Source organism: Polynucleobacter sp. QLW-P1DATA-2, from assembly GCF_001870365.1.
Taxonomy (GTDB): Bacteria; Pseudomonadota; Gammaproteobacteria; order Burkholderiales; family Burkholderiaceae; genus Polynucleobacter.
This window is the reverse complement of the sequence record NZ_LZMQ01000003.1, coordinates 757544-779119: the sequence shown is the minus strand read 5'-3', so window position 1 is coordinate 779119 and position 21576 is coordinate 757544. Positions and strand designations below refer to the sequence as shown.

The following is a 21576-nucleotide window of genomic DNA, read 5'->3' as shown; positions in this document are numbered from 1 at the left end:
TCAACTTATTTTTTTGTATAGACTAAATCCCAGACGCCGTGGCCTAACTTAATGCCACGGTTTTCAAACTTTGTCACTGGACGATAAGCTGGTCGCTCAACATAACCTAGATGCTGTGCACTCAATTGCTCAGCGCTGGGCTTGAATTCATTTAATTCCTTTTCAAGCTCTTGTGGCTTGGCAATATCTTCATTGCCAAAGGTTTCCATACGGATGTGCTGGCTAGAAGTATTTTGCAGAGTTGGCTCTGCATTCAGCACTAATACCATTTGCTCTGCATAGTTATGCCAATCGGTTGCTAGATGCAAGTACCCGCCCACTTTTAAGCGGGATACCAGTAATCTGACAAATTGAGCCTGTATCAGACGACGCTTGTGATGGCGCTTTTTATGCCAAGGGTCTGCAAAGTAAATATGAATGCCATCCAGAGAATGAGGTGCAATCATATTCTGCAAGACTTCAACGGCATCATGACGAATGAGTCGTAAGTTGGTGAGATCATTTTCCCCAATCAACTTCAATAGGGCGCCTACTCCTGGGGTATGCACTTCAATTGCTAGAAAATCATCTTGGCTACGTAAGGCTGCAATCTTGGCAGTAGTCTCGCCCATACCAAAACCGATTTCTAAAATCTTGGGTTGCGTAGACCCGTTAAATGCATTCACTAAATCAAGTGGTTGAACTTGGTAAGAAATCAGAAATCGCGGGCCTAAATCATCAATAGCGCGCTGTTGCCCAGCGGTAGTTCTTCCTGCTCTGAGGACAAAAGAGCGAATTCGATCAAAACGCTTTACTTCTTTATCGCCTGCTTGATTGTGAGTCAAATTACGCTACAACCTTTTTAAAGTAGGCAATCGTTTCTTTCAGGCCATCCTCAAGATTCACTTTGGGCTGCCAACCTAACTTCGCTTTGGCTAATTCAATATTCGGTTGGCGCTGCTTTGGATCATCGGACGGCAAGGCTTGGTGGATGATCTTTGATTTGCTACCAGAGAGTCTGAGCACTGTTTCAGCCAACTGCAGCATGGTGAACTCACCTGGATTGCCAATATTGACTGGGCCAGTAAAGCCCTGCTCAGAGTTCATCATTCTAACCATGGCATCAATCAAATCATCGACATAGCAAAAGCTTCTGGTTTGCTGACCATCGCCATAAATCGTAATGTCCTTGCCTTGCAAGGCTTGCACGATAAAGTTACTCACTACACGACCATCATTCGGATGCATGCGGGGACCATAAGTATTGAAGATGCGCACGACCTTGATGTCTAAATTGTGTTGGCGGTTGTAATCAAAAAAGAGGGTCTCAGCACAACGCTTACCCTCGTCATAGCAAGAGCGAATACCAATCGGATTAACCTTACCCCAGTACTCCTCCGGCTGGGGATGCACCTCTGGGTCACCATACACTTCGCTCGTAGAGGCTTGCAAGATGCGAGCCCGAGTTCTTTTAGCAAGGCCCAACATATTAATCGCACCATGCACACTAGTCTTAGTCGTTTGCACTGGATCATATTGGTAATGTACTGGAGATGCTGGGCAAGCTAAGTTATAGATCTGATTGGTCTCTACATAGAGCGGAAAGGTCACATCATGACGCATGAGCTCTAGATTGGGATTTGGCAATAAGTGCGCTAAATTGGCTTTTGAGCCCGTAAAGTAGTTGTCAACCACCAATACATCATTACCTTCTTTGAGCAACTTTTCAGTAAGGTGTGAACCCAAGAAACCAGCACCACCAGTGATGAGAATTTTGTTCATATTTTTAAATGAGAGAGATGTATTAATAGTTTCTAGGGGCGCTCCAGCCGGCGGATCTATAGGCATAAACCACTTCAGCTAAAACAATCAACAAGGATGTCATGAAGGATATCAGACCCATAACAAAGGTCCAAATGACATAGCTAGTTTGCAAAGACCGTACCGCACCAGCCTGAAAGAAAAATAGCTCAAGAACTGTCAGGGAAATAAATACGCCACTTAACACGTCAAAAAAGATAGCGGCAGTACATAAGCGGCCACGGATCTTGGCTTCATTTGCTTCAACCTCCATATGCCTTAATGACTGCTCATCTTTGACGCCACCCTCATAAAGCATTTTTTGAATGGAGCGCATACGGTCTACTGTTCTGGCTAGACGGCCAGAAATTGCATTAATCAAAGTGGCAACAGCAGTCAATAAAAATACTGGCGCTAAGGCTAACTGGATATTGTTCGTGATTGCGTCAATTGATACATCCATACTGAACTTTCTAATCTATTAAATAATTAATGCGACCAGGCAATTAAGCCGGTATAGGATGTCAACAGCACCAACAAGCCAAAGGCGATACGGTACCAGGCGAATGGGGTGAAATTATGGTGTGCTACGTAATGAATTAACCAGCGCACACACACAAAGGCAGAAATAAACGCAGCTACAAATCCAATGACAATGGCAAGACTGAATTCACCAGAGATATTCACAGGATTTTTCCAAAGCTTTAATAACTCATAAGCAGTAGCGCCTCCAATCACAGGGATTGCGAGGAAGAAAGAAAATTCAGTAGCAACAGCGCGTGGTAAGCCAAACAACATTCCACCAATGATCGTTGCTCCAGATCGGGATGTACCTGGAATTAATGCGGCACATTGCGCAATACCAACTTTCAATGCATCTAAGTATGAGAGATCATCAACGGAATGGATATGACTATTACCGTTATTGATTTTCCCCTGGCGACGTTCTGCCCAGAAAATAATTAATGCACCGACGATGAAAGCGGTTGCAACCGGTACCGGCGAAAACAATACTGCTTTAATGTGCTTTCCGAATAGGAAACCAAGACCCATTGCTGGAGCCGAAGCAATCAATAGATTCAAAACAAAACGGCGGGAATTAGCGCTGGCAAAAATAGAATGGACAACCTTCAGGAGCTTTTCTCGAAACTCCCAGCACACAGCCAAAATTGCGCCGAATTGGATAATGACCTCGAAGGCTTTACCACGCTCATCATTAAAATTAAGCAAATCCCCAACCAAGATCAGGTGCCCAGTACTAGAGATCGGCAAAAACTCCGTGAAGCCCTCTACTACCCCCAGAATGACTGCTTTTAGCAACAATATTAGATCCATAGGGTAAATTTTATAGGTATATGAATACTCTGAGCACTTTTGGCAAAATTGAGCTCAAATACCCGTTTAAAGCAATTTAGCCTTAAACTTCATGCACTTTAAAAGTAGATGAATTTGATGACCCCAGCCCGCTTTCGCCTCTCTCGACTTGCCACCTTAGGCTTAGTCCTGACCCAAGCGCTCGGCCTAAGCTCTTGGAGTCCTACGGTCTTTGCCCAAAGCCCGAGCAGTGCGACTAAACCCGCCCTGCCTACCCCAATAAGTGCCTCTTCATTGATAGGGCTAGAGTTACCGCCTCAAATTGCACCAGCACCGACCAAAGCAGCCCTACCCAACACTTCAGCACCCTCAAGCGTAAATGGGGGCAATGCCAATGATCAGAAGGGTCAGCTGACTGACCTCATCCAACTTTATCAAGAGGCAGCTTTCAGTGACCCAGTATTAAATGCCGCGCGCTTTAACTATGTCGCTAGCAAAGAGCTGTACTGGCAAGGTTTATCGCTTTTGCTGCCACAAGCTAATGCCACACCCGGAGCTACCCGCTACTACCAGCATGGTGCTGGCCAAACGGTTGTAGCTACAGGCCCGGGGAACTCCCGCGTATTCGATCAGAAGAATTACACCGTTACTTTGACGCAGCCGCTATTTAATTTGGGCGCTCTCGAAGCATTTAAACAAGGCGATCTCAACACCAAGATTGCAGATATGCGTTTTTATTTAGCGCAACAGGATTTAATTATTCGAGTTTCACAAGCGTATTTTGATGCGCTCACTAGTCAAGATAATGTCGAGCTATATAGGAACAAAAAAGGTCTAATCAAGCAACAGCTCGATGCCGCTCAAGCAAAGTTTGATGCTGGTTTAGCAACGATAGTCGATGTCAATACTGCACAAGCAGCGCTTGATTTGGCAACCTCTCAAGAAATTGGTGCACAAGCAGATTTAGTAGTAAAGCGTGGTGTTTTAGAGCAATTGGTGGGTCACCCAGTTGGGCCACTAAGACCTCTCGTTAAGGAAGCCAAAATTGATGGTGTCTTAAAAGACCCACGCACCAAGATTAAAGACGGTAAAGGCAATCCGATTGCAGATAGTGTTAATCCGCAACTACCGCCTGGCCAAACTTTGGAAGATTGGATTAATCAGGCTGAAGCAGCCAACTTTAATGTTCTGGCAGGTCAACTAACAGTCAGTCTTGCTGAGAGCACTTATCGTGCCTCACAAGCATTGAACTATCCATCACTTAATTTCGTGGGTACAAGCGGCTATAACACTTCAAACGGAACGCCCAATAGCTATACGCCAGCCAATACCAATGTGTACAACAACACCATTGCACTACAACTTGCAATTCCTCTAGTTTCTGGCGGCTTTAATAACTCGGTGATTCGCCAAAATGCTGCATTGGTAGATCAAGCGAAAGCGAACTATGACAATGCACGTCGCACAGCCGCACAAAATACACGTGCAGCATTTACAGGTTTCTATGGTGGCTTGGCTAGCGTCAAGGCTTATGAAGCTGCTGAGCGCTCATCGAACTCTGCACTTGAATCTAGCAAGCTTGGGTTCCAAGTGGGTACCTTGATTAATATTGATGTCCTCATCGCGCTTGATACTTTAATTACCACTAGATCTCAATTACAGCAGGCTCGCTACAGCACCATTCTCAACGCCATCAAGCTGAAAGCGCATGCTGCCGCGCTAACTGATGAAGACTTAGTTTCGATTAACGCTTTGCTGCGCTAAGCAGATTAAGCAAGTAGATCTAAAGCCGCTTTTGTCACTTCTTCAGTAGTTGGTGGGTTTTGAATATCACCAACATTGCGAATCTTCTCTGACCAGTAACCCTCTGTCTTCCATCTAGGCGAGTCACAGTAAATCTCCACAGTAGGCTTATTCAGCACTGCAGACAAATGGGTCAAGCCGGTATCAACCCCAACTACCAATACTGAATTAGCGATTACTGAAAATGCCTCTTCAATAGAAAAAGCGTTCGGTACCAATGAACCTGAAATTTGCATAGCCAATTCCTCGCTAATAGCCTTCTCATCAGCACTTCCCCAGGGAAGCACGATTTGATATCCAAGACTTGAAAGCTTCTTACCTAGGAAAATCCAATTGATGTTATCCCAGCGCTTGGCTGCTCTTGCGGTGGAATGAAAGAACAAAATATAGGGTTTTTCTAGGGTTGCAACTGGCTGGGCGCCAATCGACTCAAGGTATGTGATGGGATAAAACTGCGCTTTTTCAGCCCTATCGATCAATTCCCAATCTAAAGCTGAGCAGGTGACATAGCGCGAGCGATCCACAGCATGACAGTGGAATGGAACTTGAACTAACTGGTTGTAAAACGCTCTTGATATTGGCTCATAACCAGAAAATTCCGTGGCATTGGCAAGTCCTGCAACTATTACATCTGCACTCTTCTTTGCTAACGCACAAACGAGAGCAGATTTTAATAGTCCCTGGGTTTCAATAATGACGTCATAGCTCACCTCTTGGAGCTCATCTTTGAAAGCAAAAAATTGCTTCCAGGAGTTTAGTGAGAATAGTGATTTCTTCCAGCGACGTAAACCAAACGGAATAATTCGATCAATACCTTTAAAGCCATCTCGACTAAGCAAAGGTTTCAAGAGGTGAACATATCCCTCTTCAACCACCCAATCGATATGGGCATGAGGCAGACGAGCGCGAATATCCCAAACAATGGGTAAGTTATGGAGAACATCCCCTAAAGAGGACAACTTAACCAATAATATTTTGGGGGATTCGCTTGAATTAACCATTAAAACTTCGGGATTTGCTCCCAAGAGAGACCCGCACAATCTTTAGCATTGAGATTAGGCTTCACTCCTGAACTTAAGGGCCATTGAATAGCAACTGAAGGGTCATCCCATGCCAAACAAACCTCGCTTTGTGGATGGTAATAGTCTGTGGTTTTATACAAGAACTCAGCTGTTGGTGACACTACTAAAAATCCATGCGCGAATCCAGCGGGAACCCAAAGCTGCTTATGATTTTCTGCGCTTAGTTCTACTCCAACCCATTTTCCAAAGGTGGACGAATTTTGTCGTAGATCTACAACTACATCGAAGACGCTACCTGACACCACACGCACTAATTTACCTTGTGTTTTTTCTAACTGATAGTGCATACCGCGCAAGGTAGACTGACGAGAAAACGAATGATTATCCTGTACAAAATTGACGTTTAAACCAGTTACCTCAGCAAAATTTTGCGCATTAAATGACTCAGTGAACCAGCCGCGCTCATCACCAAATAATTTGGGCTCAATAATAAGAACATCTGTAATTGCAGTGGATGTTGCTGAAATCTTAGGGTGCTGTTTCAAACCTGGCATTAACTAACCTTTTTAGATGATAAAGAAATAGGTTGCGCACCACTTTTCATCTCATTCAATATTTTGATTAGATACTGACCATAACTATTCTTACTCAGTTGGGAGGCCACCTTTTGTACTGCCTCAGCACCAATCCAACCCTGACGGTATGCAATCTCTTCCGGGCAAGCAACCATGAGACCTTGGCGCTTTTGCAAGGTAGCAATAAAGCCAGCCGCGTCTAGTAAGGAGTCATGTGTTCCGGTATCTAACCAAGCAAAACCACGCCCCATAATCTCTACACTCAATTGATCTTTTTCAAGATAGATGCGATTGACATCCGTAATCTCAAGTTCGCCACGGGCACTCGGCTTAATTGAGCTGGCGATATCGCACACTTGATTGTCGTAAAAATAGAGTCCAGTAACTGCGTAATTGCTCCTTGGTTGCGATGGCTTTTCTTGAATAGAGATTGCCTTATAGTTTTTATCAAACTCCACTACACCATAGCGCTCGGGATCGGTCACATGGTAGGCAAATACCGTTGCTCCACTTACGCGCTCATCTGCGCTTTCAAGATTAGCCACTAACTCATGGCCATAAAAAATATTGTCTCCTAGCACTAAAGCGCTTGGATGATTATTGATAAAGTTTTTGCCCAGCGTAAATGCTTGAGCCAAGCCATCAGGCGAAGGTTGAACGCAGTACTCAATATTTAAGCCCCACTGCGAACCATCACCTAGCAACTCAGCAAAACGAGGTGTGTCATGAGGGGTGGAGATTAGCAAAATATCTCGAATGCCAGCTAGCATGAGAGTAGTTAGCGGGTAGTAGACCATCGGCTTGTCATAAACCGGCATGAGTTGCTTAGAAACTGCTTGGGTAACAGGATAAAGACGGGTACCTGAACCACCGGCCAGAATAATTCCCTTACGATTTTTTGTATGACTATTTGCCATCTTTACCCTTATTTAATGGGATAAAGCAAACATCAATTTACAGGTAAATTCTTGACGTAAGTGGAAACTTGCTCATCCCATGGCGTATTCCAATGGGGTAATTTTGACACAAGACCCAAGCGTTTCAGCTCAATTTGAAGCTTATCTGTGGATAACCGAGAATTCATTGGCCGTGGAGCTGGTAATGGGTATTCAGAGGCTGGTATTGGCTTAATACTGGCTGGGCTTGCCTCAAGCCTTACACCAGCATCAATAGCAGACTGGACAGCCAACTTAGCCACGCCATACCAATTGACCTCCCCAGGCGGTACCGCATGATAAATACCCGACTTCCATTTTTTATGAGCTAGACTAAAAGCTAATTGCGTACCAAGCTCAGCCAACCACTGAGCACTTGTTGGTACACCAAACTGATCTTCAATCACACGCAACTCTGTTCGCTCTTTTGCCAAACGAAGAATCGTACGAATAAAATTACCGCCATCCCCGTATACCCAGCTAGTTCTCAAAATCGCGTACCGACCTTCGCCATTTACAAAAGCATTTACGATGGCGCGCTCACCCGCTTCCTTGGATTGTCCGTACACACCCAGAGGATTGGGTTGATCTAACTCCGTATACGAAGTCTGCTTTGATCCATCAAATACATAATCAGTTGAAAAGTGCAGTAGCGATACACCACGCCTAGCAGCATACTGAGCCATTAATTTAGGCGCCTCAGCGTTAATGGCAAATGCTAATTCTTCTTCTGATTCAGCCTTATCTACCGCGGTATATGCGGCAGCATTAATGATCACGTCAGGGTGAGACGAGTGTAATAAGCTTCTTAGAGAATCCAGATTGCTAAGGTCACAGTCGGCACGACCCACAAAATGAATAGCATTGTCCTGACTTGCTTGGAAAGCGTGAAGTTGATCCTGAAAAGCTCGACCTAATTGTCCATCTTTTCCGAAGACCAAAATATTCATTTATTGATATTGATTAGTTTTTATATTGCTTCTCAAGCCAGTCGCGATAAGAACCCGTGACTACCCCATCAACCCAGTCTGGGTTATCCAAATACCACTGCACCGTCTTTCGAATACCCGTATTAAACGTTTCCGCAGGACGCCACCCAAGCTCTTTTTCAAGCTTACTTGCATCAATCGCATAGCGACGATCATGCCCGGGACGATCTGTTACAAAAGTAATTTGCTCGGCATAAGGCCTGCCGTCAGAGCGTGGCCGAAGCTCATCCAAAATTGTGCAAATTGTTTTTACTACATCTAGATTGGCTTTTTCATTCCAGCCACCGATGTTGTAGGTATCTCCCAATCGCCCATTTGCCAGCACTTCACGTATTGCTGAACAATGATCTCCAACGTATAACCAATCCCGAATTTGTTGACCATCACCATAAATTGGTAAAGGCTTACCATTTAAGGCATTGAGAATGACCAATGGAATCAACTTCTCAGGGAAGTGATAAGGACCATAGTTGTTTGAACAATTCGTTGTCACCACTGGGAATCCATAGGTATGAAACCAGGCACGCACTAAATGATCTGAGGCAGCTTTAGATGCTGAATAGGGGCTATTGGGCTCATAGGGATTGGTTTCACTAAAAGCAGGATCTGTTGCCGATAATGATCCATATACCTCGTCAGTAGATACATGATGAAAACGAAACGCTTCTTTTTCAGAGCTCTTCAAATTCCCCCAATACTCGCGCGCGCATTCCAATAAATTGAAGGTACCAACAATATTGGTTTGAATAAACTCTGCAGGGCCATGAATAGAGCGGTCTACATGGCTTTCAGCAGCAAAGTTGACGATGGCTCGCGGTCGGTGCTCTATCAATAGTTTTGCAACTAGCTCTTTATCGCCAATATCGCCATGCACAAAAATATGCCTGGGATCATTTTCCAAAATTTGCAAGTTGGCAAGATTACCAGCATAGGTCAACTTATCCAAATTAACCACGCCCTCAGCACTAGAAGAAGAGAGCCAATCTAAAACAAAATTGGCCCCAATAAATCCTGCCCCACCAGTTACTAAAATCATTGCTCTATCTTTATTAATTTAGCCAATTTTAACTATGGCGTTTGTAGTATTTGCAGGTATTTATTAAAGCGCTTTTTCCCAAATAAAAAGATACCCAATTTTTGCACTAATTTTAGTCCACCCTTAGGCTTAGGCAGCTGAACTTTTTCTACTGAGCCACCGGGGGTCTTATCGCAGTTAATTAAGGCAGGATTAATAAAAATACGATAGCCTTTATTTCTTAAGTCACGATGAAAAGGGATATGGTCTGCAACATCTATGCCATTAGCTTGATCATCAGTCCCTGCATATCTACCTGCTAAAAAGGCTTCACGCGTATAGATGCCTAATCCACCAAATGCTGAATCCACCTCAATAAGATCAGCCCGCGGATCAATGGGGGACTGCTTGGATCCGACGGCAATATTTTCAGCCATGTCATTTCCCAAAATATTCTCTAATTGGCGCTTTTGTTCCCAGCAATCCATTGGATTCCAATAGGGATGACTTAAACCCCAAATATCATAGTACTCACCCAACTGATTGGCTGTAATCACATCCCATGGCTCCTCCACCTCCCAGCATTGGGCAATTTTTTCCGGCGTGACCAATGAATTCATGCCATCAAGATCAGCCATTGCAATGTAATCAATATCTGCAAATTGCGGATTTGAGGCTACAGCATCAATAATAATATTTCTACACAAGGCAATGCGATCAGTGCGCCTAGGATACTTATCACTTAAGTTGCCCACACTGATATAAGAGAAGTTTTTAATGACGCCCTGTAGTTCTTCTAATTTTTTCGCGGTATTATCACTAGAATCACTTTCCACTACAAAGCAATCAATTTCTTTGAAGTTCCCAAGACTCGCAACCAAGGTTTCAACCTCATTTTGAATCGTATGCGCTACATTTCTAATAGGGCCAGCCAGCAAAATTTTGGAATCTGCAATGGCTTTGTGTTTAGAGTTTTGAAGCTTAAATAGAGTCATATCAAATGTTATTTGCCAATTACTATCAACCAGATAGGGTAAAAAATGCCTCTTTTGAGGAAATTGATAAACATCATACCTATAACCCCACTTTTACCAATAGATTACTAAGATCAGAGTTTCTAAAGCACGGGGTTGAATTAAATAATCCGGATGTTAACCAAGGCCGCGAGATCGCTTTTAGCATTTTGCATGACGGCCAAGCCTTAGATCAAATTTCTGGCAAAAAATACCTCATTGCCACCGAAAATCCCTACATTTGCCCCCCTAACCAGAACAAAACCTACCTCAGACAATTTGATGGCGTATTTACTTGGAATACCAACTTTGCTGATTTGCCGAATGTCCGCCACGTATTCATACCCAACCAAATTAGAAGCAATATCACACCATCCTTTTCCGAGAGGTCCATCTTTTCTTGCATTATTAATGCCAATAAAGCTTTTCCGAAAGGCCTTGAAAATGATCTCTATAGAGAGCGCTTAGAGGTTATTCGCTGGTATGAGAAAAATGCCCCTCAATATTTCTCACTATTCGGCCTTGGATGGGGAAAGCCTGAACCCGCATTTAATGCCTCTGAAAAAATATTGCGGCGCCTAAAGCGTTTAGCAACTCAAATATTTGGATACAAACCTTTTCCAAGTTATGCGGGAGAAGTTGTTGATAAAGAATCCATTTACCGCAAAACAAAGTTTGCCTACTGCTATGAAAATGTAGCCAATCTTCCCGACTACATTAGCGAAAAAATATTCGATTGTTTTTTTGGGGGCTGCGTACCGGTTTATTGGGGATCACACACGATTAGCAAGCATATCCCAAGATCTTGCTTCATCGACAGAAGAAATTTTAAGAATACTGAAGAAGTTCATCGCCATTTGCTTAGCATCAATGAGCTTGAATATTTAAACTATCAAAATAACATTCGTGAATTTCTTTTGAGCCCTAAGGCGATGGAATTTGATACTACTGCTTACGTAGCAACCATCATGAATCAGATTCTTAAAGACTTAAATAATGGGTAATCGATTCCTGCTGGATTACGATAACCCCGATGCGGGTATTGGCCATTCTATGGGCATCATGAATCGAGCCCTCAAGATTGCAACTCGCAACCAATTACAATTTGCCTACTCAGAAAGCCAGCTTACTAAGTCTCACAGCAATTCTTTTAAATGGAAACTCAAACAATCTCTTCGGAAACTCAGAGGAAAGCGTGGGGACGAAACACATAACATTGGGAATGATCTCAATGAAATGCTGAATCCAAAAGCATGTTTACCTAGCCGCGAAGAGATTGAAAAGAGGATTCAATATGGTGAAATTAAGCTAATTGATTTACCGGATTTTGAGATTCATATTCCCTCAAATGAGCAAAGTGACGCAGTCATTTATAAGGTAATAGATCAATTTATTCAAAGCCATCCGGAGCCCAATACTGCATTTAGGATTCGAAACAATCGTTTTGGCGATTACGAGTATGCATCAACCAAGGATTGGTTTTTGAATCTCTATTTAAAAGCAAGAGAGTCTTACCCTATTCCGCTTTTGTTCAACCGGAATAAGTTAAATATTGCCGTTCACATCAGAAGAGGCGACTTATTGCCTGGCCGTCAATTTTCAGACTTGTCATCAAGAATGCTACCGGATGCCTGGTATTTGGAGATGATTAATTTAGTAACCCAGAATACACATAAGGATTTAGCAATCCATATTTTTAGCGAGGGGAAAGAAGGTCAATATCGCTCAGAAAATGGAGCCCCCTTCTCTTGGAGGGAGCACTTCAGGGATACTTCTTATGAAGTTCATGAGTATATTGATAGTAATTTTATGAGCACCTTCCATCATTTATTAAATGCAGATGTTTTCATAGGCTCAAAAAGTGGCATGAGCCATTTAGCAGGAATGCTTGGTAAACATGTGAAGATCATGCCAAAAATGTGGCATTCCTACAGAGGCGCCGATAGATTACTTGAGGTATCAGGATTGCAATCAGAGTTAAATCAAGATCAGATTACAAAACATTTACAGCAATATCTTTAAATTAACTTGCCAAAGTTGCCCAAAGTGCCAGCAATAGACGCTCTAAGCGCGTGAAGGGTGTCCACAAACCATTTTTCCGGTACTGGAAGCGCGCATAGATTTCAGAATTAGCCTGCAGAGAAATTCCAGGAAATTGTTTATTTAAAGCACGTAGCAAACCCGCTCCAGCAGCTACCCGCTTTGGCCATGGTAGCTGGTGCGGATAAAGCTCGGAGGATATTCCCAATAATTCTAAATACTTTTTTTTGCACCTCAATGGTGGTGAGCTTAAATTTATCCAGATGAATTGAGCTTGTTTGAGCTGGATATCGACGATAGGTAATAAGACGTTCTTTTAAATTCAAGAAACGATAACCTGCCGCAGCCATCTGTACCCATAGGTAATAATCTTCTGAAGTCAGAATAGAGGTGTCGTATTTAAAACGTTTAAATATTTCCGCCCTACCCATCATGGCAGAATTACAAAGTCCGCAGTAAACAGACAATAACGAGCGTAAATCAGAGTCTGTAAATTTATCTTTTGATTTTTTTAACTGGCCAGTGACCTCATCCAATACCCATTGCGCACTTCCACACAAATCAGACTCGCCGCTCTCCAAGCTTGCGAGCTGTTTTTCAAGGCGCGAAGGATCAGCAATATCATCCGCATCCATGAGCGCAATATATTGTCCCCGCGCCTTATCGATCATCTCATTGCGCGCTCTCACAACACCATAATTCTGATCCGAAAGAATTTTTATAATACGAGGATCACTAAAACTTTCAATCACTCGACGCGTTTTGTCTGAGGAGCCATCATCAAAAATAATTAACTCAATATTTTGATAGCTTTGATTAAGAATGCTTTTGATAGCCTCAGCTATGTATAACTCAGAGTTATAGGCGGGCATCAGCACGCTAATTAATGGCATCGCGATCATCAGATAAAACTTTGCAAGTATCGACCAAATCTTTTTACTTTTTTAAGTCGCTCTAGAGTAAATCGATTTTTGGCTAGCACCGTAATCCAGACTCAAATCCCAGCTTGACTGATATATCACGCCCAAATAATGCTCTTTTATTTTGGCAGGAGTCTCACCAATTCTGCGCAGTAAAAAGTAGTGCCAATCATAGTAATAGACTCGGAAAAGCTGCTCAATTGGATGCAATGGAATGGCTTGGAAATTTAGCAAAGCCTCCAAGTAAAGTAAGGTCTCCGGATGATTTGGAGTACACAGATCCCAAAACGTAATTTCTTTTGGCTTGAGATAAGACTGTTCTAGAGATTTCCATACCTTTGCCGACCAAATAAAGGGCGGACAAGGGCAGTAGTAATTAGGTCCTTGACGACCAAACAACTGCTTTACTCGATTGCCTTCAGCAATCAGTTGCAGAGGGGCTTTAGAGAATCCACGATCAATAGCGAACTGAAAATATTCCTTATTTTGATAAATAACCGTATAAGGATTGCCGTCTGGCGCTAAAAAATCAGCCTTGAAAAAATCTTTAATAAAAATACAGTCTGAATCTAAGCAAACATAGTTTTCACATAAACCTAGACGCCAAAATTCAGATTTAATAATTTGCTGCGTAAGACTGCCAGACTTATTTTCTTCAATACCTTTTTTTAGATTCAAATTGGCTTGAATAACCGACTCATCTGCTACCCAGTGATAGCCTTCTCTACCAATCAACTCAATGAGCAATTCCCGATCTGCATTAGGAGTTGAAATATAAAATGGAATTTGGTCAACGTTGAATTTTGATACGGACTGCAATAGCCGCTTTAAGCGCAGAAAATCTTTGCGATAGGATTTGCAGTAAAGAACGATGTCTTTCAAGATACGGCCTTTTATTGAGCAATATGGGAAAGAATACTGCTAACCGCCTGATCAACGCCAATTGGTCGCCAAATTGGCTGTAGAAGTTGCTTTTGCTGCCAGTCTAACCAAATTTTTTCAAGGGCCATGGCAATGCCTACTTCATCACCATCAGCGCTTAAGTACGATTTACGATCTAACAGCATTTGGTCCAACTGCGGATTGCGATGGGTGATGCCCCAAATAGGCCTTCCAGACCATAAGTAATCATAGAATTTTGATGGGATGTATTCTGCACACCACTCATCATTTCCATGGAGCAAAATTAACACGTCTGCTGCTTGCATTTTTTCTGCAACGCGCTCACGTCCAGACTTTCCAGTAAGGGGATCTTTCTCTAGTCGACCATGTGCAATCAGGACATCAGAAAAGTCATAACGACTAATAGCCTCATGAGATAGAGAATCCAAGGGGGCGCCATAAGCATGCACGCGAAGATATTTTCTAGCCTCTGGGTATTTTTCAAAGAGCTTAACAGCCGCATTCAGAACAATGGAGAGCGATCGATCATTCGCTAAAGAACCAAAATGGCATAAATTTAAGTAGTCTCCATACCGATGTTGGGGCTCACCCTGCATCTCACCCGGAGGATTGGCACCAGGCATGATTACAAAACCAACCGCATTATTGACGGTATTTAGATTTGGATTTCTTACTTTTGCATAATGAAGGGCGCCTTCCGTAAACCACCATACATAGTCTGAGTGCTTGCAGAGCTGCCCCTCTAAATAGTGGCGAAAGCGAGCATCACGATTCTTGGGCTTCTCAAAGCCTTGATCATTAGGATTCTTACGAATAACTAGAGGATCGTGCACCTCAGATATTAATGGCAGCCCAGTTGCACGCTTTAGCCACACCCCAGCTAAATGAGCCGACCACGCACTTCCAATAGAGTAAATAACATCAACCTTACCCTTTTTAATTAAAATATAGCCACGTACAAAAGCCGGAAGAGCCCAAGACCATTGACTTGAATAACCAAGAATAAGTTTCTCAATGGCAATCAGCGGAGCCAAAAGAATGGAAACAGTTCTGGTCAGAAGCTTATAAAGGACACCGCGCCCATATTGATTTGCGACCCAGTGCCGAAAATCAAATCGAAATGCTGCCGGTCCCCACGCTAAAAATTGCTTATGTGGAAAACGATCATCTTTTATACCGGTAATAGCGCTAAAAACGATTGGCTGAACGCCAGCTTTCAAGAAATAGGGAATCTTATCGGTAATAGTCAAGCTAGCCGCCCTACCGTCCATATTGAAAGCATGGGATAGAAGAAGCCAGTTTTTCTGTTGCGCAATAGATTTAACCTTCAATCGGCACCCTCAAATCACCACTTAAAATCACGATAGTGTCTAGAATTATAGTAGGCTTCCTCTTACACATCGAATATTAAAAATGCATGTACAAAATTAAAGACTTCTTCCAAAAATTACTATTTTCACTAGCAGGAAGCGCTGACTTCATTCTTTATAAGGAGCAGCTTTATACCAAGAAAAAGATTTTAGTAAAAAATGATCGCATTCGGTTTTTCAAGCGCCGGTCTTTATTGCCAATTAATTTAGTTACAAAAAATCTACAAGGTGAAGAATTTTATTTATTACTGATTCATACGGATAACATTGCCCATTTTTTTCATGATATTTTCTTTCCTTTTTATGTTGAGTGGAGAAAAAATAAAAAAAGGGTATGTGTTTCAATTAAAGAGAATTCATTCCAAAGAGAATTTTTAGAGTCCCTGATTCCCCCCAAAGATCTTGTCTTTTTGGATTACGACACGGCGTATATATTCTCGAACTTGATTGTGACGCCTGAAGGTAGGGATTTAAAAATATACCCCGACTATCGCGAAATTTGCCGTGAAATTAAAGCAATTTGCTTTGCAAGACATGGTATATCTGAGTTCCGAACCAAAAATTTAATCTATGGCAGGAATGAACTTAGCCGTAAAAACCTGCTGAATATTGATCAGGCGTTTTTAAAAGAAAACTCTATTGACCAAGTCTTTTTATCAAAGCTTAGCTTCAAAGACTATCTTCATACGCTAGCAAGCGCAGGTACCTTTACCTATATGGTGGGTGCAGGAGTTTTCAATCTATTATTTCTAGATGACAATGTGCAAGTTTTAGAAATCAACCCACATAGAAATAATTCCTGGGCTCAGCTGTTTGGCCTATCTGAGCTATGCAAGTTCAATGTGATTATTAGCAACAATCTCGAGCACTCTAGCGCTGCAGCACAAGACGAGCTGATATTAGACAGCCATGTCTATTTTGATCAACAAATTGAGACTGCAATAAAAGCTTTAATTGCCCGCCACGATTGACATTACCGCCATACGCACCGCAATGCCAAAAGTGACCTGATTCAGAATTACGGATTGAGGACCGTCTGCCACTATAGAGTCAATTTCAACACCACGATTCATTGGGCCCGGGTGCATCACGATTGCATCGGATTTAGCGATTGCTAGGCGTGAAGGCGTTAAACCATATTGCTTAAAGAATAAATCCCCTTCGGGCACTTGACCAACTTCCATACGCTCTTTTTGAATGCGCAAGGTCATCACTACATCAACATCTTTTAAACCCTCTTCCATGCTGTGGAAGACTTTCACGCCCAACATATCGAGATCACTCGGCAATAAGCTCTCCGGACCAATCGCACGAATATCTTCGCAACCTAAAGTGGTCAACGCATGAATATTGGATTTAGCAACGCGACTATGCACAATATCTCCAATAATCGCTACTTTTAAGCCTTTAAAATTCTGCTTAAAATGCCGCATCGTATACATATCCAACAAACCTTGCGTTGGATGTTGATTACTGCCATCACCGGCATTCACAACGTGTACATGGGCTGGTACATGATTAGCAATTTCGATTGGCGCCCTTGAGACGCTATGACGCACTACAAAAATATCCGCCTGCATCGCGACCAAGTTATCGATAGTGTCGAGAAGACTTTCACCCTTTGCGGTGGAAGAGGTCGAGATATCTAAGTTAATGACATCGGCCGATAAACGTTTGGCAGCAATCTCAAAAGTCGTTCTAGTACGCGTAGAATTTTCAAAGAAGAGATTAAATACACTCTTACCACGCAATAGAGGCACCTTCTTTACCTCTCTAGAGGGGTCCGTCACACTCACAAACTGTTGAGCGGTATCGAGAATATGCAGTATCTGCTCTTTAGGCAGGCCCTCTAAGGTTAAGAGGTGGGTGAGCTCTCCGGCGGCATTAAATTGATTCACTAAGTTAGCCCCAGAACCCATTATTCACGCTCCTCAAGCTGAAAACTAAATTTATTTTCTACATCTTTTTCTAAAACTAGGATTTGATTTTCAGGCACCTGAACTTGTTCGCCAACAAAATTTGCGCAAACTGGAAGCTCCCGATTGCCGCGATCTGCAAGGACCATCAACTCGACCTGCGCAGGACGACCAAAATCAAACAACTCATTCAAAGCCGCTCGCACTGTTCTACCAGTTAGTAAGACATCATCAATCAAAATAATGTTAGCGCCATTAACTTCATAAGGCAGATTGGTAGTCATGGTGCTTGCAGTGCGTAAAGCAGTCATGCCTTTTTCAGCATAGTCGTCACGATGAAAAGCAACATTAATCACGCCATAGTGAGGTAAATCTAAATCTTTGGCCAAGCGCTCTGCAATCCAAGCGCCGCCCATTGCTAAACCAGCAAGTTCAAAAGAGCCTGCCTGCGCTCTTTTGCGCAAGGCCTCAAGTAATTTTCCGTATAAGAGTTCAGCGTTCATTCGTTTACCAGTGATTCCATATTCCAATCAACTTAAGCCAGTGGTCGTTCTGCAAAATACTGCTCCAAAATCAAAGCTGCAGAATGTGCATCTAGATTGTCCCGCATCTTGGAGTCGCCCTCCAAAATAGCAGAGGTATAGCGCTCATCAACCCAAGTAACTGGCAAATTGAGCCTTCCATGCAATTGATTACCAAAGCGGGTCGCTTTAATAGTCATTTCATGCTCAACCCCATCAGGGTGAACTGGACGCCCCACAATTAATTGTTGAGGCTGCCACTCTTTTACAAGCGCCTGAATCTCCTGAAAAAGTACATCAATATTGGGCGCTGAAATAGTTTTTAATGCTTGCCCTGCTTTGGTTACTGAATTCCCCACCGCGATACCAACGCGACGTGTTCCATAATCAAAAGCCATAACCGTGATTGCAGTCATCTCAGGCATGCCCTGTTTCACCAGAGAGATGCGACAAATCAAAGCCGAGGTGGCTCATGGTCTTTTCATAACGCTGACTTGATGGTGTATTGAAAATAATCTCCATCATTTGATCGCGCGACAGAGGTACATTCATCCAACCATTTAAAGTAATCTCTTCCTCAAGTTGGCCAGCACCCCAACCTGCATAACCCAGAGTCATCAAAAATTTTCTAGGGCCATTGCCAATAGATACCGCCTCAAGGACATCTTTAGAGGTAGTCATAGTAAGACCCCCGGGAATAATTAAGGAGGAACTATAAGAAAGATGAGGGTTAGATTCATGAAGCACAAAGCCGCGCTCGATCTGAACCGGCCCCCCAAAATAGACAGGCTGCTCTAGCAAGGGTGCAATCTCCAACTTGAGTTCAATCTTGTCAAACAAATTTGCCAAATTGACTTCGGTAGGTTTATTCACCACCAGACCCATTGCACCTTGTTCATTGTGCTCAAACAAGTAAATAACCGAATTTGAAAAATTAGGATCTACCATGCCAGGCATAGCGATAAGAAATTGATTTGCTAGGTGATCGGCTGAATAGGAGATCAAAGACGCTGGGTCTGAATCGTGGGAGGCTTTGTTGGCCGTAGTCATATGGACTATTTTACCGAATATCTAGATTTTTCCGGTAATCCAATAGACAGAAATACCAATTACTTCATGAAGCAATTTATTCCAGTTTTGAATACCGTCCTCCAAGTCAAATGAAATCCAACTAAGGCGATGAGCCGTTTGATAATCCACAGGAACTGGAATAACAACAATGCCTTGTTTTTCAACCATCTTGACTGATCGATACATATGATTAGCAGAGGTAATCAGTAGCCAGGGCTTTAGTACCCCACTCTCATTTTTTAAGCCAAACTCCTCAATCATCGGCTTCATAAAGAGAACATTTTCATAGGTATTGCGGGACTGATTCTCGTAATGAGCCATTTTTTCACTCAATCCCTGCTCGGCAATCAATTGCTTGAATGCATCAGCCTCAGATAATCCCTTGGGATTAATGCGACCGGAGTAGCCGCTAAAAATAAAAGGGAGGTCAGGATGCTTTCGAATGAGCTCAAAAGCCTTGGTTACCCTTTCGGCGGATGAGTAAATGGAAATTTCGCCACGATCCATGGCTATTTGACCACCCTCAATAGCGCCGCCCAAGATGATGATTCCGCCAAAATCGTTTTCAGAGAAATTTTCTAATGACGTTTTTGGAATTGCATCCTCTAGTGCCCTTAAACCTAATTCAGATGTGGGCAGCCATCCCACGATTAGCAGATCAAGTAAAGCAAGCAGTAGAAAGTGTTTGCACAAATGCGATTTTCTGAGGGAAAGGAACACTAAGCTCAGAAGAACAAAAACAATCACCCAATTCAACGGTTCTATGCAGAACTGCACTACCTTCGACAGAATAAAAAAGATCGTATCCATAATGAATTACGATCTTAACCCTTTTGGGTAGGGTCTCCCTCAACAAATTCTCCCAATTAGCCCTAATATAGGGGCTATGGAAAAAGCTCTTGTTTGGCTCCGCCGAGACCTCCGCCTGTATGACAATGCAGCGCTTCACCACGCGCTAAAAGAAAGTAAGCAAGTCTGGCTGACTTTTATCTTTGATACTGACATTCTCAAACCCTTGATTCAGGGTGAACTCGATGCAAAAGGCCTGAAACATGACCGTCGAGTGGATTTCATCTGGCAAGGACTAAAGCAAATTGATGATGAGCTCCAGTTACTTGGGGGTGGACTAATTGTTCGCTTCGGCAAGCCGACTGAGTGCATTCCTCAAATCGCCAAAGAGCTGAGTGTTGAAACAGTCTTTACCAATCATGACTACGAGCCTTCCGCCATTGCCAGAGACGAGCTAGTCAAGACTTCATTAGAAAAGTTAGACATTCAGTTTGAAAGCTATAAAGACCAAGTCATTTTTGAGAAGAAAGAAATTCTCACTAATTCAAATACAGTCTTTTCTATTTTCACTCCCTACAAAAATAACTGGCTCAAGACGCTACAAGAAAAAGATCTCGCTGCTTATGAATGCAAACCTAAGGCAGGACAATTTGCCCCCATTCCCAAAAAGTTAGATTTGCCATTGCCCTCGCTAGAGTCTATGGGCTTTTGCCCTACGGGTATTGAAACCTACCTTCCCCCTGGGTCTGAAGGCGGGCAAGCGTTTTTGGAAGACTTTCTCTCACGTATTGACCAATACCAAATCGGTAGGGACTTTCCAGCAATCAAGGGGGTGAGCTATCTCTCAACCCATCTTCGCTTTGGCATGCTCTCCATTCGGGGTTTAGTGCGTGAAGCTCACCGTCGCATGCTTGCAGGGAGTATGGGTGCCACTATTTGGTTAAGCGAGCTGATTTGGCGAGATTTTTATTTCATGATTCTGTCTAACCATCCACGCTTGGCTAGCGGCGCTTCATTTAAACCGGACTACGACAATATCGCCTGGGAAAGTGGCGCCCTAGCTAAAAAACTATTTACAGCCTGGTGTGAAGGTAAGACAGGTTACCCATTGATAGATGCAGCTATGCATCAACTAAATCAAAGTGGTTATATGCATAACCGTCTACGTATGGTAGTGGCAAGCTTTCTGACCAAAGATCTGGGAATCGATTGGCGCTGGGGTGAGGCCTACTTTGCCGAGCACCTCAATGATTTTGAACTGTCATCCAATAATGGTGGCTGGCAGTGGGCATCCTCTTCAGGCTGCGATGCCCAGCCCTACTTCCGCATCTTCAATCCGATTACCCAATCAGAAAAATTTGATGCTGAGGGTAAATTCATTCGTCGCTATTTACCGCAATTAGAAAAGCTCTCCAAGAAGTCAATTCACGCACCCTGGAAGGCTGGTCATATCGAACTGGAAGCCGCTGGCCTTGTCTTGGGACGTGACTACCCACTACCCGTGGTTGATCACGATGAAGCTCGAAAAAAGACTTTGGTACGTTATAGCGTTGTGAAAAAAGTGAGCTAGGCACAGCGCACCCAACATCAATCCGTTTTAA

24 protein-coding genes are annotated in these 21576 nt (G+C 43.0%); 5 read left to right on the top strand and 19 right to left on the bottom strand.

Annotation, left to right across the window (positions count from 1 at the left end):
• Positions 1–5 precede the first annotated feature (5 nt).
• From trmB to A9236_RS06545, 4 genes are read right to left on the bottom strand one after another with little or no spacing between them, the layout of a single operon-like run.
• Positions 6–824, bottom strand: a complete 819-nt coding sequence (trmB, locus tag A9236_RS06560; protein ID WP_071464616.1) for a tRNA (guanosine(46)-N7)-methyltransferase TrmB — start codon at positions 822–824, stop codon at positions 6–8.
• 1 nt (position 825) lies between these two features.
• On the bottom strand, positions 826–1761 hold the full coding sequence (locus A9236_RS06555) for a UDP-glucuronic acid decarboxylase family protein (protein ID WP_071464615.1): 936 nt from the start codon (positions 1759–1761) through the stop codon (positions 826–828).
• A 22-nt stretch (positions 1762–1783) separates the two neighbouring features.
• The gene (locus tag A9236_RS06550; RefSeq protein ID WP_071464614.1) at positions 1784–2242 is read right to left on the bottom strand and encodes a DUF2721 domain-containing protein; all 459 of its coding nucleotides are present in this window, start codon (positions 2240–2242) and stop codon (positions 1784–1786) included.
• 26 nt (positions 2243–2268) lie between these two features.
• A complete protein-coding gene (locus A9236_RS06545) occupies positions 2269–3114 on the bottom strand; it encodes an undecaprenyl-diphosphate phosphatase (protein WP_071464613.1) in 846 nt (281 codons plus the stop codon).
• Positions 3115–3222: 108 nt separating this feature from the next.
• On the opposite strand from A9236_RS06545, the gene A9236_RS06540 reads away from it, so the two are divergent.
• Entirely contained in the window at positions 3223–4857 is a 1635-nt protein-coding gene (locus A9236_RS06540) for a TolC family protein (protein ID WP_236638746.1), read from the top strand.
• Between the two features lie 5 nt (positions 4858–4862).
• On the opposite strand, the gene waaC is transcribed toward A9236_RS06540, so the two are convergent.
• The 6 genes from waaC to A9236_RS06510 are packed head-to-tail and all read right to left on the bottom strand — an operon-like array spanning position 4863 to position 10427.
• The gene (gene waaC / locus A9236_RS06535) at positions 4863–5864 is read right to left on the bottom strand and encodes a lipopolysaccharide heptosyltransferase I (protein WP_236638744.1); all 1002 of its coding nucleotides are present in this window, start codon (positions 5862–5864) and stop codon (positions 4863–4865) included.
• Between the two features lie 32 nt (positions 5865–5896).
• Positions 5897–6472, bottom strand: a complete 576-nt coding sequence (gene rfbC / locus A9236_RS06530) for a dTDP-4-dehydrorhamnose 3,5-epimerase (protein WP_071464611.1) — start codon at positions 6470–6472, stop codon at positions 5897–5899.
• A complete protein-coding gene (gene rfbA / locus A9236_RS06525; RefSeq protein ID WP_071464610.1) occupies positions 6472–7410 on the bottom strand; it encodes a glucose-1-phosphate thymidylyltransferase RfbA in 939 nt (312 codons plus the stop codon). The genes rfbC and rfbA overlap by 1 nt, the downstream gene beginning before the upstream one ends.
• A gap of 32 nt (positions 7411–7442) precedes the next feature.
• Positions 7443–8378 (bottom strand): dTDP-4-dehydrorhamnose reductase, encoded by a 936-nt coding sequence (gene rfbD, locus A9236_RS06520; protein WP_071464609.1) that lies wholly within the window; start codon positions 8376–8378, stop codon positions 7443–7445.
• A gap of 13 nt (positions 8379–8391) precedes the next feature.
• On the bottom strand, positions 8392–9453 hold the full coding sequence (gene rfbB, locus A9236_RS06515) for a dTDP-glucose 4,6-dehydratase (RefSeq protein ID WP_071464608.1): 1062 nt from the start codon (positions 9451–9453) through the stop codon (positions 8392–8394).
• 32 nt (positions 9454–9485) lie between these two features.
• Positions 9486–10427 (bottom strand): hypothetical protein, encoded by a 942-nt coding sequence (locus A9236_RS06510; RefSeq protein ID WP_071464607.1) that lies wholly within the window; start codon positions 10425–10427, stop codon positions 9486–9488.
• 5 nt (positions 10428–10432) lie between these two features.
• Here A9236_RS06510 and A9236_RS06505 point away from each other — a divergent pair, with 5 nt between their 5' ends.
• Together A9236_RS06505 and A9236_RS06500 are read left to right on the top strand one after the other, a co-directional pair.
• Positions 10433–11449, top strand: coding sequence for a glycosyltransferase family 10 domain-containing protein (locus A9236_RS06505; protein WP_071464606.1), 1017 nt, complete (start codon positions 10433–10435; stop codon positions 11447–11449).
• Positions 11442–12467 (top strand): hypothetical protein, encoded by a 1026-nt coding sequence (locus tag A9236_RS06500; RefSeq protein WP_071464605.1) that lies wholly within the window; start codon positions 11442–11444, stop codon positions 12465–12467. Before A9236_RS06505 ends, A9236_RS06500 begins: the two co-directional genes overlap by 8 nt.
• 1 nt (position 12468) lies before the next feature.
• Here A9236_RS06500 and A9236_RS11295 read toward each other — a convergent pair whose 3' ends face one another.
• From A9236_RS11295 to A9236_RS06485, 4 genes are read right to left on the bottom strand one after another with little or no spacing between them, the layout of a single operon-like run.
• Positions 12469–12624, bottom strand: coding sequence for a hypothetical protein (locus A9236_RS11295; RefSeq protein ID WP_236638742.1), 156 nt, complete (start codon positions 12622–12624; stop codon positions 12469–12471).
• A complete protein-coding gene (locus A9236_RS06495) occupies positions 12605–13378 on the bottom strand; it encodes a glycosyltransferase family 2 protein (RefSeq protein ID WP_236638740.1) in 774 nt (257 codons plus the stop codon). The genes A9236_RS11295 and A9236_RS06495 overlap by 20 nt, the downstream gene beginning before the upstream one ends.
• A 51-nt stretch (positions 13379–13429) precedes the next feature.
• The gene (locus A9236_RS06490) at positions 13430–14287 is read right to left on the bottom strand and encodes a DUF6492 family protein (protein ID WP_201721724.1); all 858 of its coding nucleotides are present in this window, start codon (positions 14285–14287) and stop codon (positions 13430–13432) included.
• A gap of 11 nt (positions 14288–14298) precedes the next feature.
• Positions 14299–15639 carry a hypothetical protein gene (locus tag A9236_RS06485; protein ID WP_236638738.1) on the bottom strand — a complete coding sequence of 447 codons (1341 nt, stop codon included), beginning with the start codon at positions 15637–15639 and terminating at the stop codon, positions 14299–14301.
• An 86-nt stretch (positions 15640–15725) separates the two neighbouring features.
• Between A9236_RS06485 and A9236_RS06480 the strand changes: the two genes are divergently transcribed.
• Positions 15726–16649: a glycosyltransferase 61 family protein gene (locus A9236_RS06480; RefSeq protein WP_071467808.1), complete on the top strand. Its 924-nt coding sequence runs from the start codon at positions 15726–15728 to the stop codon at positions 16647–16649.
• On the opposite strand, the gene A9236_RS06475 is transcribed toward A9236_RS06480, so the two are convergent.
• From A9236_RS06475 to A9236_RS06455, 5 genes are all read right to left on the bottom strand, one after another.
• Positions 16629–17597, bottom strand: a complete 969-nt coding sequence (locus A9236_RS06475) for an aspartate carbamoyltransferase catalytic subunit (protein WP_071464601.1) — start codon at positions 17595–17597, stop codon at positions 16629–16631. The two genes, A9236_RS06480 and A9236_RS06475, sit on opposite strands and share 21 nt — an antisense overlap.
• Positions 17597–18097 carry a bifunctional pyr operon transcriptional regulator/uracil phosphoribosyltransferase PyrR gene (pyrR, locus tag A9236_RS06470; protein ID WP_071464600.1) on the bottom strand — a complete coding sequence of 167 codons (501 nt, stop codon included), beginning with the start codon at positions 18095–18097 and terminating at the stop codon, positions 17597–17599. Before pyrR ends, A9236_RS06475 begins: the two co-directional genes overlap by 1 nt.
• 32 nt (positions 18098–18129) lie before the next feature.
• Entirely contained in the window at positions 18130–18531 is a 402-nt protein-coding gene (gene ruvX / locus A9236_RS06465; protein ID WP_071465098.1) for a Holliday junction resolvase RuvX, read from the bottom strand.
• Position 18532: 1 nt separating this feature from the next.
• The gene (locus A9236_RS06460; protein WP_071465099.1) at positions 18533–19072 is read right to left on the bottom strand and encodes a YqgE/AlgH family protein; all 540 of its coding nucleotides are present in this window, start codon (positions 19070–19072) and stop codon (positions 18533–18535) included.
• A 114-nt stretch (positions 19073–19186) separates the two neighbouring features.
• Positions 19187–19879: a YdcF family protein gene (locus A9236_RS06455; RefSeq protein ID WP_236638734.1), complete on the bottom strand. Its 693-nt coding sequence runs from the start codon at positions 19877–19879 to the stop codon at positions 19187–19189.
• 193 nt (positions 19880–20072) lie between these two features.
• Between A9236_RS06455 and A9236_RS06450 the strand changes: the two genes are divergently transcribed.
• A complete protein-coding gene (locus A9236_RS06450) occupies positions 20073–21545 on the top strand; it encodes a deoxyribodipyrimidine photo-lyase (protein WP_071464598.1) in 1473 nt (490 codons plus the stop codon).
• The last annotated feature ends 31 nt before the right edge of the window (positions 21546–21576 follow it).